12 protein-coding genes and 1 pseudogene are annotated in these 12,948 nt (G+C 71.1%); 7 read left to right on the top strand and 6 right to left on the bottom strand.

Annotated features, from left to right (window positions below):
* The first annotated feature begins 24 nt into the window (after positions 1 to 24).
* On the top strand, positions 25 to 1,800 hold the full coding sequence (locus tag ACFYZB_RS19045) for a CDP-alcohol phosphatidyltransferase (protein WP_388759713.1): 1,776 nt from the start codon (positions 25 to 27) through the stop codon (positions 1,798 to 1,800).
* Here the strand turns inward: ACFYZB_RS19045 and dusB are convergent, their stop codons facing one another.
* The gene (gene dusB / locus ACFYZB_RS19040; RefSeq protein WP_388759711.1) at positions 1,801 to 2,931 is read right to left on the bottom strand and encodes a tRNA dihydrouridine synthase DusB; all 1,131 of its coding nucleotides are present in this window, start codon (positions 2,929 to 2,931) and stop codon (positions 1,801 to 1,803) included.
* 50 nt (positions 2,932 to 2,981) lie between these two features.
* Positions 2,982 to 3,856 (bottom strand): annotated as a pseudogene (locus ACFYZB_RS19035) (helix-turn-helix transcriptional regulator).
* 255 nt (positions 3,857 to 4,111) lie between these two features.
* Between ACFYZB_RS19035 and ACFYZB_RS19030 the strand changes: the two are divergent.
* Entirely contained in the window at positions 4,112 to 5,563 is a 1,452-nt protein-coding gene (locus ACFYZB_RS19030) for an MFS transporter (RefSeq protein WP_351203159.1), read from the top strand.
* A gap of 5 nt (positions 5,564 to 5,568) precedes the next feature.
* Here ACFYZB_RS19030 and ACFYZB_RS19025 read toward each other — a convergent pair whose 3' ends face one another.
* Positions 5,569 to 6,468, bottom strand: a complete 900-nt coding sequence (locus ACFYZB_RS19025) for a helix-turn-helix transcriptional regulator (RefSeq protein ID WP_351203157.1) — start codon at positions 6,466 to 6,468, stop codon at positions 5,569 to 5,571.
* A 101-nt stretch (positions 6,469 to 6,569) separates the two neighbouring features.
* Here ACFYZB_RS19025 and ACFYZB_RS19020 point away from each other — a divergent pair, with 101 nt between their 5' ends.
* The 3 genes from ACFYZB_RS19020 to ACFYZB_RS19010 all read left to right on the top strand — a co-directional run bounded on the left by ACFYZB_RS19020 (position 6,570) and on the right by ACFYZB_RS19010 (position 9,016).
* Entirely contained in the window at positions 6,570 to 7,997 is a 1,428-nt protein-coding gene (locus tag ACFYZB_RS19020; RefSeq protein ID WP_351203155.1) for an MFS transporter, read from the top strand.
* A gap of 125 nt (positions 7,998 to 8,122) precedes the next feature.
* On the top strand, positions 8,123 to 8,347 hold the full coding sequence (locus ACFYZB_RS19015; protein WP_388759708.1) for a hypothetical protein: 225 nt from the start codon (positions 8,123 to 8,125) through the stop codon (positions 8,345 to 8,347).
* Between the two features lie 150 nt (positions 8,348 to 8,497).
* A complete protein-coding gene (locus ACFYZB_RS19010; protein WP_388759705.1) occupies positions 8,498 to 9,016 on the top strand; it encodes a hypothetical protein in 519 nt (172 codons plus the stop codon).
* Here the strand turns inward: ACFYZB_RS19010 and ACFYZB_RS19005 are convergent.
* Together ACFYZB_RS19005 and ACFYZB_RS19000 are read right to left on the bottom strand one after the other, a co-directional pair.
* Positions 8,997 to 9,593, bottom strand: a complete 597-nt coding sequence (locus ACFYZB_RS19005) for a TetR family transcriptional regulator (RefSeq protein WP_388759703.1) — start codon at positions 9,591 to 9,593, stop codon at positions 8,997 to 8,999. The two genes, ACFYZB_RS19010 and ACFYZB_RS19005, sit on opposite strands and share 20 nt — an antisense overlap.
* A gap of 26 nt (positions 9,594 to 9,619) precedes the next feature.
* On the bottom strand, positions 9,620 to 10,630 hold the full coding sequence (locus tag ACFYZB_RS19000; RefSeq protein ID WP_388759700.1) for an aldo/keto reductase: 1,011 nt from the start codon (positions 10,628 to 10,630) through the stop codon (positions 9,620 to 9,622).
* Between the two features lie 147 nt (positions 10,631 to 10,777).
* Here ACFYZB_RS19000 and ACFYZB_RS18995 point away from each other — a divergent pair, with 147 nt between their 5' ends.
* Entirely contained in the window at positions 10,778 to 11,821 is a 1,044-nt protein-coding gene (locus tag ACFYZB_RS18995) for a chitinase (RefSeq protein ID WP_388759698.1), read from the top strand.
* Between the two features lie 12 nt (positions 11,822 to 11,833).
* Here the strand turns inward: ACFYZB_RS18995 and ACFYZB_RS18990 are convergent, their stop codons facing one another.
* Positions 11,834 to 12,400: a TetR family transcriptional regulator gene (locus ACFYZB_RS18990; protein ID WP_388759696.1), complete on the bottom strand. Its 567-nt coding sequence runs from the start codon at positions 12,398 to 12,400 to the stop codon at positions 11,834 to 11,836.
* 84 nt (positions 12,401 to 12,484) lie between these two features.
* On the opposite strand from ACFYZB_RS18990, the gene ACFYZB_RS18985 reads away from it, so the two are divergent.
* Positions 12,485 to 12,910, top strand: a complete 426-nt coding sequence (locus ACFYZB_RS18985; protein ID WP_388759693.1) for a nuclear transport factor 2 family protein — start codon at positions 12,485 to 12,487, stop codon at positions 12,908 to 12,910.
* Positions 12,911 to 12,948 lie beyond the last annotated feature (38 nt).

Raw genomic sequence — 12,948 nt, 5'->3', positions numbered from 1 at the left:
AGGACCTTCGGGTTGTCTCAGGACATGAGTACGCGGCAGGCGACGAGCACGGTCGAGGGCGGCGAAGAGGAGATCCCCGCGCCCGTGCTCGCGTCCCGGTCCTTCCCCCGGCCCTGGGCCATGACGGCTGGGTGGATACGGCGGTGGCGGGTGGCGCATCCGACCGGTGCGCAGGCGCTGTCCGTCACCGTCACCGTGCTCGCCGCCATGCTCGTCGTCGCCGCGCTGGTGACGCCCAACTCCATGACCGAGCTGCACCCTTCAAGGTTTGTGCGGATACCGGCGGAGGCCGTGATCGGGGCCGCCGTGATGATCGCGCTGCCGCGTCGGCCACGGGTGGCGCTGGCCGTGGTGTCCGGGGTCGCGCTGGCCGCGATGACCCTGCTGAACCTGCTCGACGCGGGGTTCAACCAGTACCTCGGCCGTGGCTTCAACGTCGTGCTCGACTGGAGTCTGTTCGGCGACGCGGAGTCGTATCTGGAGGACTCCTACGGCCGTGCGACCACCCTCGTCGCCGTGGCGGGTGTGATCGTCCTCGTGCTGCTGCTCTTCACGCTGATGGCGCTGTCCATGGTCCGGCTGAGCAATCTGCTCGCCCGGTACCCCGCTGCCGCGACCCGGGGCACGCTGGTCGCCGGGGTCGTGTGGATCACCTGCTCCTCGCTCGGCCTGCAACTGTCCGGTGTGCCGCTCGCCGCCGACAGCACCGCGAACGCCCTGAAGGACCAGGCGCACCGGATCTCCGACACGCTCAAGGACGAGGCGGAGTTCCGGAAGGTGGCCAGGGTCGACGCCTTCGGGAACACACCGGGCAGCCAGCTGGTCCCGGATCTGCGGGGCAAGGACATGGTCTTCACGTTCATCGAGAGCTACGGCCGCAGCGCCGTCGAGGACCCGATCATGGCGCCGGGGGTCGACGCCACCCTCGACGCCCGCACCAAGGCGCTGGCCAAGGCCGGCTTCCACGCCAGGAGCGGCTGGCTGACCTCGGCGACCTACGGCGGCAGCAGCTGGCTCGGGCACTCCACCACCATGTCGGGCCTGTGGATCAGCAACCAGCAGCGCTACCGCACGGTCATGGCGAGCGACCACATGAGCCTGACCGACGCGTTCAAGAAGACGGGCGCCTTCGACACGGTCGGGGTCATGCCGGGCGTGCAGAAGGCGTGGCCGGAGCAGAAGTGGTACGGCCTGGACAAGGTGTACAACGCCTTCGAACTCGGCTACAAGGGACCGAAGTTCAGCTGGTCGACCATGCCGGACCAGTACACGCTCCAGCAGTTCCAGGACCGGGTGCACCGCACGAAGCCCGCCGACGGCAAGTCACGGATGTCGTTGCTCATCCTGACCTCCAGCCACACGCCCTGGGCGCCGATCCCGAAGATGGTGGGCTGGGACCAGCTGGGAGACGGCTCGGTCTTCGACTCCATCGAGAAGGCCGGCCACCCCTCCTCCTACACGCTCACCGACGACACGCACACCAAGGAGGAGTACGGCAAGTCCGTCCAGTACACGGTGACGGCGCTGACCGAATGGCTGGAGCGGTACGGCACCAAGGACACCGTGCTGGTCTTCCTCGGCGACCACCAGCCGAACGCCCACGCCAGTGGCAACCACGCCAGCCGTGACGTACCCGTCTCGATCGTCGCCAAGGACCCGAAAGTCCTCGACAGGATCGCGAGCTGGAACTGGACCGACGGCCTGCGCCCCGCCCACAACGCCCCCGTGTGGAAGATGAGTGCCTTCCGCGACCGCTTCCTGACGGCGTTCGGCTCGACACCGCACCCGAAGACGAACTGATCAGCCGCCCGAGGTGTCCAGCTCCGCGTCCTCGCTGACCCCCGCGCAGTCGTACGGGTCCTTCAGCCAGCCGTCCGGCAGCACCACCCGGTTGTTGCCGGACGTACGGCCGCGCGGACCGTCCGCGCCGGCCGGCCACGGCTGGTCGAGGTCCAGCTCGTCCAGCCCGGCCCGCAGCTCGGCCAGCGACGAGGTGATCGCGAGCCGCTTGCGCATCTCGGAGCCGACCGCGAAGCCCTTCAGGTACCAGGCGACGTGCTTGCGGAAGTCCACCACGCCCTTGGACTCGTCGCCGATCCACTCGCCGAGCAGGGTCGCGTGCCGGACCATGACGTCGGCCACCTCGCGCAGCGCCGGGCGCGCGAAGGACGTACGCCCCTCGAAGGCCGCCACGAGGTCCGCGAACAGCCACGGGCGGCCGAGGCAGCCGCGGCCCACGACCACCCCGTCGCAGCCGGTCTCCCGCACCATCCGCAGCGCGTCATCGGCCGACCAGATGTCGCCGTTGCCGAGCACCGGGATCTCCGGGACGTGCTCCTTGAGGCGGGCGATGGCGTCCCAGTCCGCCGTACCGCCGTAGTGCTGGGCCGCCGTACGGCCGTGCAGGGCGATGGCCGTGACGCCCTCCTCGACGGCGATGCGGCCGGCGTCGAGGTAGGTGATGTGGTCGTCGTCGATGCCCTTGCGCATCTTCATGGTGACGGGGAGGTCACCGGCACCGGTCACGGCCTCCTTCAGGATCGCCCGCAGCAGGTTCCGCTTGTAGGGAAGGGCGGAGCCGCCGCCCTTCCGGGTCACCTTGGGGACGGGGCAGCCGAAGTTCAGGTCGATGTGGTCGGCCAGGTCCTCCTCCGCGATCATGCGGACGGCCTTGCCGACGGTCGCCGGGTCGACGCCGTACAGCTGGATCGAACGCGGCTGCTCGCTCGCGTCGAACCTGATCAGCTGCATGGTCTTGTCGTTGCGCTCGACCAGCGCCCGGGTCGTGATCATCTCGCTGACGAACAGCCCCTTGCCCCCGCTGAACTCACGGCACAGCGTGCGGAAGGGCGCGTTGGTGATCCCCGCCATGGGTGCGAGCACGACGGGCGGCGTCACGGCGTGCGGGCCGATGGACAGCGGGTGGGTCATCAGACGACTCCGGGACGGACGTACAGCACAGGGCAGGCACCCATTGTCCCTCACTCCGCCGACAGCTCGGCCGGCCGCTCCAGCCGCTCCTCGCTCTCCTCGTCGGCGGGGACGTACGCGACCACCCGGTGGACCGGGGACCGCGGGGCCGGCCACATGGTGCGGTGCTCCAGGCGGACCAGGCCGACCACCGGGTGCCGGTACCGCTTGACGTGCGGGGACATCGGCGCGACCTCGTGCCGTTCCCACAGCTCGCGGAACTCCTCGGAGGCCGCCAGCAGCCGGTCCCGCTGCTCCTTCCACGCGGGCTCGGCCACATGCTCGGCCATGCCGCCCGGTACTTGGCGATCAGGTCGCGCAGCATCTCGTCCCGGTCGAGGAAGTCCCGCCTCCAGCGCCGGCTGGTGGCCAGCAGCCACAGACAGTTGCGGTCGGCCGGGGGCAGGTCGAGGGGGTCGCCGAAGAGCTGGGCGTAGGGGCGGTTGGCGGCGAGGACGTCGTAGCGGGCGTTCTGCAGCGAGGCCGGGTAGGGCGCGAGCCGTTCGACGATCTTCCGCGCGGACTGGGAGGCGACCGGGCACTCGGGGTCGGTGCGCGGGTCGGTGGTCCCGGCCAGGGCGAAGAGGTGGGCGCGCTCGGCGGGGTCCATGAGCAGGGCGCGGGCGACGGCGTCCAGCACCTGCGCGGAGACTTGGGTGGCGCGGGCCTGCTCGATCCAGGTGTACCAGGTGACGCCGACCGCGGAGAGCTGCGCGACCTCCTCCCGGCGCAGGCCCGGGGTGCGGCGGCGCGGGCCGCGCGGCAGGCCGACCTGTTCCGGGGCGACGCGCTCGCGGCGGCTGCGCAGGAAGGCGGCCGGTTCCCGGCGGCGTACGTGCTGCTCCCCCGTCCGCTCCGGTGCCGCGATGGTCGCTGCGGTGCTCATGGATCAAGGGTGCCGTGCCGTCGTATGCCGGTTCCAGTTGGTGCCGGTACCTGGATGAGCACCGTCTGGTACCCGGCTGGGCACCGCTCGAGAGTCGGTGGCGTGACCGGGTGCTTGGCCTCCGGCCGCCCCGGGTACTGGGATGACCGCCGGCCAGCGGCGACCACGATGATCGTGTATCGCACATCATTTAGGAACCCTATTTAGGAACACTATTAGTTAGACGCACTATCGAAGTAAGCGTACGATGAAGTCATGCCCGAGCTGAGCCACCGCCGTCGTCTCCTCGTGCTCGCGATCTGCTGCATGAGCCTGCTGATCGTGAGCCTGGACAACACCGTGCTGAACGTGGCGCTGCCGTCCCTGCAGCGCGATCTGCACGCCTCCACCTCAGGCCTGCAGTGGACCATCGACGCCTACACGCTCGTCCTCGCCTCGCTGCTGATGCTGGCCGGCTCGACCGCCGACCGGATCGGCCGCAAGCGGGTGTTCCTGACCGGCCTGACGGTGTTCACCATCGGCTCCGTCCTCTGCTCCGTGGCTCCGAGCCTGACCCTGCTCGTGGTGTTCCGCATGGTGCAGGCGGTCGGCGGCTCGATGCTCAACCCGGTCGCCATGTCGATCATCACCAACACCTTCACCGACGCCCGGGAGCGGGCCCGCGCGATCGGCGTCTGGGGTGCGGTGGTCGGCATATCGATGGCGGCCGGTCCGCTGGTCGGCGGCCTGCTGGTGCAGTCGGTGAGCTGGCGCTCGATCTTCTGGGTCAACCTCCCGGTCGGTCTCGCGGCCCTCCTGCTCACCCTCCGCTTCGTCCCCGAGTCCCGCGCACCGAAGGCCCGCCGCCCCGACCCCGTCGGCCAGCTCCTGGTCATCGCCCTGTTCGGCTCGCTGACGTACGCGATCATCGAGGCGCCGGACTCCGGCCCGGCCGCGGTGGCCCCCTTCTTCGCGATCGCCTTCGCGGCCCTCCTCGCCCTGCTCGCGTACGAGCCCCGCCGCGCCGAACCCCTCATCGACCTGCGCTTCTTCCGCTCGGCTCCGTTCAGCGGCGCCACGGTGATCGCGATCAGCGCGTTCGCGGCGCTGGGCGGCTTCCTCTTCCTGTCCACGCTGTACCTGCAGAACGTCCGCGGTCTCAACGCCCTGCACGCGGGCCTGTGGATGCTCCCGATGGCCGCGCCGACCTTCCTGTGCGCCCCGCTGTCCGGCCGCCTGGTGGGCAGCCGCGGCCCCCGCCTCCCGCTCCTGGTCGCCGGTACGGCGATGACGGCGAGCGGCGTCCTCTTCGCGGCCTTCGAGGCGGAGACGTCGAACGCCGGCCTGCTCGTCGGTTACGTCCTGTTCGGCATCGGCTTCGGCTTCGTGAACGCGCCGATCACCAACACGGCGGTCTCCGGCATGCCGCGCGCCCAGGCCGGGGTCGCCGCCGCGGTCGCCTCCACGAGCCGGCAACTGGGCCAGACGCTCGGCGTGGCGGTGGTCGGCGCTGTCCTGGCCTCCGGGATCGGCTCGTCGCCCATGAAGCAGGCCTTCGTCTCCGCGGCCCGCCCCGGCTGGTGGATCCTCACCGTCTGCGGCCTGGCCGTCCTCCTCCTCGGCATCCTCACCAGCGGCCGCTGGGCCCACCGCACCGCGGAGCGCACGGCCGAGACCCTGGAGTCCGCTGAGATCCGCCAGACCGTGGGAACCTCGGGCCGCGGCTGAGCGGGTCAGCCCCCGGCAACGGCCCCGCGGGCGATGTCGTACAGCCTCTCCAGGCGTTCGCGGGTCTGTTCGTCGGCCGGGGTGTACGTCACCATGCGGGCGCCCTGTTCGGGGCTCAGCCACAGGTCCGTGTGCTCCAGCTTGAGGTGGCCGACATGGGCGTTGAGGAACTCCTTGGTCTTGGTGCGGGCCGCGACCACCTCGTAACGCTCCCAGTTCTCCCGGAACTTGGGGGATTCCGCCGTCAGCCGCTTCAGGAGCATCTTCCAGGCCGGCTCGCCGAGGTGGCCGGCCATGGAGGCGCGCAGGCGGGCGGCCATCAGGCGCTGGGTCTGCTCCAGGTGGACGACCGAGGACTGCCAGTCCTCGTTCGTGTACGTGAGGAGGATGCAGTTGCGGTCCTCCGCCGGTACGGCGGCCAGGTCGCCGAGGAGGCGGCCGTAGGTGAGGTTGTAGGCGAGGATGTCGTACCGGCTGTTCTGGATGCAGGCCGGGATCGGCTCCAGCTGGCGCAGCATCGCGCGCAGGGCAGGGGTGACGCTCGCGCAGCTCGCGGCGGGGGTCGGGTCGGTGGTGCCGGCCAGCTGGAAGAGGTGGGCGCGTTCGCTCGCGTCCAGCATCAGGGTGCGGGCCAGGGCGTCCAGCACCTGCACGGAGACCTGGATGTCGCGGGCCTGTTCGAGCCACGTGTACCAGGTGACGCCGACCGCGGACAGCTGCGCCACCTCCTCCCGGCGCAGTCCGGGCGTACGGCGCCGGGACCCGCGCGGCAGGCCCACCTGCTCGGGGCTGATGCGCTCGCGGCGGCTGCGCAGGAACGCGGCCAGCTCGTGCCGCCGGATCTCCGAGCCCCGGCGCGTGGGCTGCGGGGCGGTCGTCTTGCGGTCCGTGGCCATGGTGGTCATGGTTCCAGGGTGCCTGTCCCGTCATCCTGTTGCCAGGTAGTTCCGGTACCAGGATCAGGACACTCTGGTACCAGTCTGTGCGGTCGCGCAGGCTCGGGGACATGAGTGAAACCGTCACCACCCCGGCCGTCCGCACGACGGCCGCACCGCCCGCACTCGGCGGGCCAGGGCTGTTCACCGTACTGCTGGCCGCGGCGCTGCCGCTCGTCGACTTCTTCATCGTCAACGTCGCCCTGCCGGCCATCGGCTCCGACCTCGCCGCGAGCGAGTCCGTGCTGGAGCTGGTCGTGGCCGGCTACGGGGTCGCGTACGCCGTGCTGCTGGTGCTCGGCGGGCGGCTCGGGGACCTGTTCGGACGGCGCCGGCTGTTCCTCGGCGGGATGGCCGCGTTCGGGCTGACCTCGCTGGCCTGCGGGCTGGCGCCCGGCGCCTGGAGCCTGGTCGCGGCACGGGTCGCGCAGGGCGCCTCGGCCGCCGCGATGCTGCCGCAGGTGCTCGCCACCATCCAGGCCACCACCCGCGGCGCGCGCCGCGCGAAGGCCATGAGCCTGTACGGCGCGACCGCCGGACTGTCCATGGTCGCCGGGCAGATACTCGGCGGGGTGCTCGTCGCCGCCGATGTCGCCGGAACCGGCTGGCGCGCGGTGTTCCTCGTCAACGTGCCCGTGGTCGTGCTGGGGTTGGTCCTCGCCGTGCGGGTCGTGCCCGAGACCCGGTCGCAGCACCCCGAGCCCGTCGACGGGCCCGGCACGGTCCTGCTCGCGGTGTCCCTGCTGACGCTGCTCGCCCCGCTCACCGAGGGCCGGGCCGCGGGCTGGCCGCTGTGGACCTGGCTGTCGCTGGCGGCGTTCCCGTTCGCCGCCGGCGCCTTCTGGACCGTGGAGCGGCGGGCCGACCGGGCGGGGCGGACCCCGCTGGTGCCGCCGAGCCTGCTGGCGCTGGCCTCGCTGCGGCGCGGTCTGACACTGATCCTGCCGTTCTCCATCGGCTTCAGCGGGTTCATGTTCGTCATCGCGCTGGCGCTGCAGCAGGGCGCCGGGCTCGGTCCGGTCGCGGCCGGGCTCGCGCTCGCGCCGATGGCCGTGGTGTTCCTGTTCACCTCCCTCGCCGGGCCCCGGCTGACCGCCCGTCACGGCACCCGGGTCGTCACCGCCGGCTCGGTGGTGCAGGGCGTGGGCGTGCTGCTGATCGTGCTGGCCGCCTGGCGCGACTGGCCGCACCTGGACTTCGGCTCGCTGCTCCCCGGCGCCGCCGTGGCCGGTGCCGGGCAGGCGCTCCAACTGCCCAATGTCTTCCGGATCGTGATGTCCGAGGTGCCGCCCGCCCGGGCCGGGGTCGGCAGCGGTGTGATGGTCACCACCCAGCAGTCGGCACTCGCCCTCGGTGTGGCCACGCTCGGCACCCTGTTCCTCACCCTCGTGCCGCGCATGGGCATGCGGGACGCGCTGGTCACCACGCTGCTGGTGCAGTTGGCCGGGGTGGTGCTGACCGGGCTGCTCAGCCTGCGGCTGCCGCGCGAGGTCGGGTGAGGCGACCGGGGCCGGGCCACGGCTTGGACAACTCCGCGTGAAGCTCCCCCTGTTGATGTTCGTCTTGCTGCACACTCCTGTCCCGGCCTGTATGTGCCACAGGAGCCGAGGAGGCGCGAGGCGTGATGGCGCAGGACAACAGCACGAGCAAGGTCAGCCGCTGGGACCAGCACGGCCGGGAGCACGTCGTCCGGGTCCAGCGCACGGGGGTGCAGCGCACGATCAGATGCGACACGTGCGGCTGGCGCAGAGGCGCCCAGTTCCTGCCGTGGCTGAAGGCGGAGGAGCATCTGGCCGAGGCCCATCAGGCGACGGTCGATCCGGCGGCGGCCCGGCAGCCCTCCCGTTGATCGCACGGGCCCGCAAAAGGCCCGGACACCCCCGCTGACCTGCGAGGTTGCCTGAGTGGGACGATGGTTACCGAGCGTCTCGAGTGGCCGACGGAGCGAAGTCGGGTCAGCCTGGAAGGCGTCCGATCGAGCGATCGACAGGAGATGAACATGAACTCCGAACTCCGCCACCACCGCTACGGCCGCACGCTCGGTGCCGGCGTCCTCTCCGTGGTGCTGCTCTCCGGCGGTACGACCGGAGCCTTCGCAGCGACCAGCACTCAGACCCCCACCCCCTCGCCCACCCGCACCGGCAGGCCGACGCCCACTCGCACCGGCATGCCGACGGCCAGGCCCTCGGTGACCCGCACCGGCAGGCCGACCATGAAACCGTCGCGGACGCCGGCCGCGATGGGCTCGATCACCGTCGCGGCCAACCGCACGGCCATCAAGGTCGGGAACACGGTGGTGTTCACCGGCCGGGTCACGGGCCTGAGACGCGGCTCCACGCTGGTGCTCCAGCACCAGGAGAACGGCAAGTGGACCACGCTCAACTACAGGACGGTGGTCGGCAACAACGGCCGCTACACGATCAAGCGGACCTTCACCACCAGCGGCACCCATCACGTGCGGGTGGCGACCAGGTCCGGCTCGCTGCACTCCTCGCCGGTCACCGTGACGGTGAGCTGAGACCCCGTACCAGCAGGTCCACCACAGCCGTGAACTCCTCGTCGACACCGGGGGTGGTCCACTCCCGGGCGTAGCAGGGGTCGTGGAAGCGGCCGGTGGCCTGGAAGACGGCTCGGGCCGCGGCGGCCGGGTCGGGCACCGGGAAGGTGCCCGACCCGGCCCCGTCCGCGATGATCCGGGTCAACTGGCCGGTCAGGTCGGCGATGTGCTCGCCGACCGCCGTGCCGTTCTCGTCGGTCAGCACCGTGTAGGTGGCGAAGAGTTCGGGATCGTCGCCCGCCTTGTGCCGCTTGGCCTCGAACAGCGCCGCCAGCCAGGTCCGCAGCCGCTCCTCGGCAGTGCCGTCCGCCACGACGATCCCGGCGAGCTTCTCCGACGTCCGGTCCAGCCAGCGTTTGGTGACCGCCTCGCGCAGGGCCGCCTTGGTGCGGAAGTGCCGGTAGACACTGCCGTGGCTGACGCCGAGCGCGCGGGCCACGTCGACCACGGTGGCCTTGGCCGGGCCGTGGCGGCGCAGCACCTCCTCGGTGGCTTCGAGGATGCGCTCGGCGGTCAGGGTCTCAGAGGGCGGTGCCATGCCTTAGACCGTACCCGCAGCCATGGTCAGCGCTCGCTGTCGAGGTGTGCCATCTGCGCGGTCGGGTAGCGGTCGCCGGCCGCCGCGTCCGCCGGCACGGCCTCCTCGATCGCCGCCAGGTCGGCCGCCTCCAGGGTGACGTCCAGCGCGCCCAGCGACTCGCCCAGCCGCTCCCGGGTACGGGCCCCCACGAGTGGAACGATGTCGTCCCCGCGGGAGAGCACCCAGGCGATGGCGATCTGCGCGACGCTCACGCCCTTCTGCTCGGCGATTTTGCGCAGGGCCTCGACGAGGTTCAGGTTGTGCTGGAGGTTCTCGCCCTGGAAGCGGGGCGAGTGGGCGCGGAAGTCGTTCGCGGCCAGCTGCCGGTCGCGGGAGAAGTGGCCGGAGATCAGGCCGCGGGACAGCACGCCGTACGCCGTGACGCCGATGCCCAGCTCGCGGGTGGTCGGCAGGATGTCCTGCTCGATGCCCCGGCTGATCAGCGAGTACTCGATCTGGAGGTCGGAGACGGGGGCGGTGGCGGCGGCCCGGCGGATGGTCTCGGCGCCGACCTCGCTCAGGCCGACGTGCCGGACGTACCCCTTCTCGATCAGTTCGGCGATCGCGCCGACGGTCTCCTCGATCGGCACGTCCGGGTCGAGGCGGGCGATCCGGTAGACGTCGATGTGGTCGACGCCGAGGCGCTGCAGGGAGTAGGCGGCGAAGTTCTTCACGGCGGCGGGGCGGCCGTCGTAGCCGCTCCAGTTGCCCTCCGGGTCGCGCAGGGCGCCGAACTTCACGCTGGTCAGGGCCCGCTCGCGGAGGGCGGCCGGGGCGGTGCGCAGGGCCTCGCCGATGAGCATCTCGTTGTGCCCCATGGCGTAGAAGTCGCCGGTGTCCAGCAGGGTCACGCCCGCTTCCAGGGCGGCGTGGATGGTCGCGACGGACTCGGCGCGGTCGGCGTCGCCGTAGAGGGCGGACATGCCCATGCAGCCGAGGCCGAGTGCGGAGGTGAGGGGGCCGGTGGTTCCGAGGGTTCGGGTTCGCATCGTCATGGCTCCACCCTGTCATGACAGATGACAGATTTCAATATCTGTCATTCCATAGATGTCAGTTTGGTCCAGACCTATTGACGAAAGGTCTGGACCTCTTCACTGTCATGGCTACGACACCTCACCGCACCCCCACCGGGAGGGCCTCGCATGATCAGACGCCTGCTCGCCACCGCGCTCACCACGGCCGTCCTCATCCCCCTGGGCATCGCCACCGCCCCCACCGCCTCCGCCGCCGACACCTGCGCGGTGAAGTCGCGACCGGCCGGAAAGGTGCTCCAGGGCTACTGGGAGAACTGGGACGGCTCCGCCAACGGCGTCCACCCGCCGTTCGGCTGGACCCCGATCACCGACTCCCGTATCCCCGCGCACGGTTACAACGTGATCAACGCGGCATTCCCCGTCATCCGCTCCGACGGCACGGCCCTGTGGGAGGACGGCATGGACACGGGCGTGAAGGTGGCGACGCCCGCGGAGATGTGCGCGGCGAAGGCGGCGGGCCGGACGATCCTGCTCTCCATCGGCGGCGCGGCGGCCGGCATCGACCTGAACTCGACCGCCGTGGCCGACCGTTTCGTCTCGACGATCGTCCCGATCCTGAAGAAGTACAACTTCGACGGCATCGACATCGACATCGAGACCGGCCTGACGAACAGCGGGAACATCAGCCAACTGTCCACTTCCCAGGCCAACTTGATCCGCATCATCGACGGCGTTCTGGCGCAGATGCCGTCGGACTTCGGCCTGACGATGGCCCCGGAGACCGCGTACGTCACAGGCGGCAGCATCACCTACGGCTCGATCTGGGGCGCCTACCTGCCGATCATCAAGAAGTACGCCGACAACGGCAGACTGTGGTGGCTGAACATGCAGTACTACAACGGCAGCATGTACGGCTGCTCGGGCGACTCGTACTCGGCCGGCACGGTCGAGGGCTTCACCGCCCAGACGGACTGCCTGAACAAGGGCCTGGTGGTCCAGGGCACGACCGTCAGGGTGCCGTACGACAAGCAGGTCCCGGGCCTGCCGGCCCAGCCCGGCGCGGGCGGCGGCTACCTGTCGCCGTCCCTCGTCGCCCAGGCCTGGAACCACTACGGCACGTCCCTCAAGGGCCTGATGACCTGGTCGATCAACTGGGACGGGTCGAAGAACTGGACCTTCGGCGACAACGTGAAGGCCCTGCAGCACCGTTGACCGGCACCGCCGTCAGCCCGCCGGTTCCGTCAGCGCCTCGATCGCCGGTCGCAGCAGGGCGGCCACGCGGTCGGCGGGTGCGTCACGCAGCGGGGCCAGGCCGAGCAGCTGGTGGCCGATCGTGACGCCCAGCAGGGTGGTGACGACCAGCGCGGCGCGCAGCTCACGGTCCTCGGCCCCGGGCAGCGCGCCGCCGACGCCGTCGATCTGCCGGCCCAGGGTCTCGCGGGCGTGCTCGGCGGCCGCCGGGTCGGTGAGCATGGAGCGCATCATGGCCAGCGCGCTCTCGGGGAGGCCGCCCAGCTTGAGGCCGAGCGTGGCCAGCAACTGATCGACGAGCGCGTCGGCGTCGGTGGCCGCCGGCGGCGCGGGAACGGCCTGCACGGCACGGGTGAACAGCTCGCGCTTGGCACCGAAGTACTGCATGACCAGCGCCGGATCGACGCCCGCCGCGCTCGCCACGGCGCGGATGGTGGTGCGGTCGAACCCCTTCTCGGCGAACAGTTCCCGCGCCCGGTCCAGGATGCGCGCCTCGGTGGCCCGGCGGCGCTCGGCACGGCTCTGGTGAGGGGTGGGCACGGGTTCACTCTACAGTCGTTGACCGAGCGCCCGGCGGAGGCCTAGGTTGTCTCACTCAACACCTGTTGAGCGAATGGAGTGATCGTGCCGGAGCCTCAGTCACCCGCCGTACGCACCCCGCGCGAGGTGCTGGACCGCTATTACCGGGCCATGCTCGACAAGTCCGCCGACGACCTCGCCGACCTGTACACCGTGGACGCGGTGCACGAGTTCCCCTTCGCCTCCCCCGGCTTCCCCCCGCGCTTCGAGGGGCGCGAGGCGGTGCGCGCGGGGTACCGGGCGGCCTGGGGAGCGAGTCCCGCCCGGGTGGAGGAGATCAGGAGGATCGCGACCTACGAGACCACCGAGCCGGGAGTGATCGTCGCGGAGCAGGTGGTGGTGGGCGCCCTGCCGGCTACCGGCGCCTCCTTCAGCGTCCCCGGCCTCCTGGTCCTCCACGTCCACGACGGCCTGCTCACGCGGGTCCGGGACTACATGGACAGCGCGGGGGTGGCGGCGGCCAGGTCATGACGCGGGGGGTCCCCCAACCCAGAACGCCCACCCTCCGG

It is taken from the genome of Streptomyces sp. NPDC001852 (assembly GCF_042891825.1).
Taxonomy (GTDB): domain Bacteria; phylum Actinomycetota; class Actinomycetes; order Streptomycetales; family Streptomycetaceae; genus Streptomyces.
Note: the sequence above shows the minus strand (reverse complement) of the source record. Positions and strands in the feature narration are given on the sequence as shown.

What these genes read in the sequence shown, in the direction of transcription:
- ACFYZB_RS18995 (WP_388759698.1), top strand. Translation starts at nt 10,778, where the DNA reads ATGATCAGACGCCTGCTCGCCACCGCGCTCACCACGGCCGTCCTCATC.
- ACFYZB_RS19015 (WP_388759708.1), top strand. Translation starts at nt 8,123, where the DNA reads ATGGCGCAGGACAACAGCACGAGCAAGGTCAGCCGCTGGGACCAGCAC.
- dusB (WP_388759711.1), bottom strand. Translation starts at nt 2,931, where the DNA reads ATGACCCACCCGCTGTCCATCGGCCCGCACGCCGTGACGCCGCCCGTC.
- ACFYZB_RS19010 (WP_388759705.1), top strand. Translation starts at nt 8,498, where the DNA reads ATGAACTCCGAACTCCGCCACCACCGCTACGGCCGCACGCTCGGTGCC.
- ACFYZB_RS19005 (WP_388759703.1), bottom strand. Translation starts at nt 9,593, where the DNA reads ATGGCACCGCCCTCTGAGACCCTGACCGCCGAGCGCATCCTCGAAGCC.
- ACFYZB_RS19045 (WP_388759713.1), top strand. Translation starts at nt 25, where the DNA reads ATGAGTACGCGGCAGGCGACGAGCACGGTCGAGGGCGGCGAAGAGGAG.
- ACFYZB_RS19030 (WP_351203159.1), top strand. Translation starts at nt 4,112, where the DNA reads ATGCCCGAGCTGAGCCACCGCCGTCGTCTCCTCGTGCTCGCGATCTGC.
- ACFYZB_RS19020 (WP_351203155.1), top strand. Translation starts at nt 6,570, where the DNA reads ATGAGTGAAACCGTCACCACCCCGGCCGTCCGCACGACGGCCGCACCG.
- ACFYZB_RS19025 (WP_351203157.1), bottom strand. Translation starts at nt 6,468, where the DNA reads ATGACCACCATGGCCACGGACCGCAAGACGACCGCCCCGCAGCCCACG.
- ACFYZB_RS19000 (WP_388759700.1), bottom strand. Translation starts at nt 10,630, where the DNA reads ATGACGATGCGAACCCGAACCCTCGGAACCACCGGCCCCCTCACCTCC.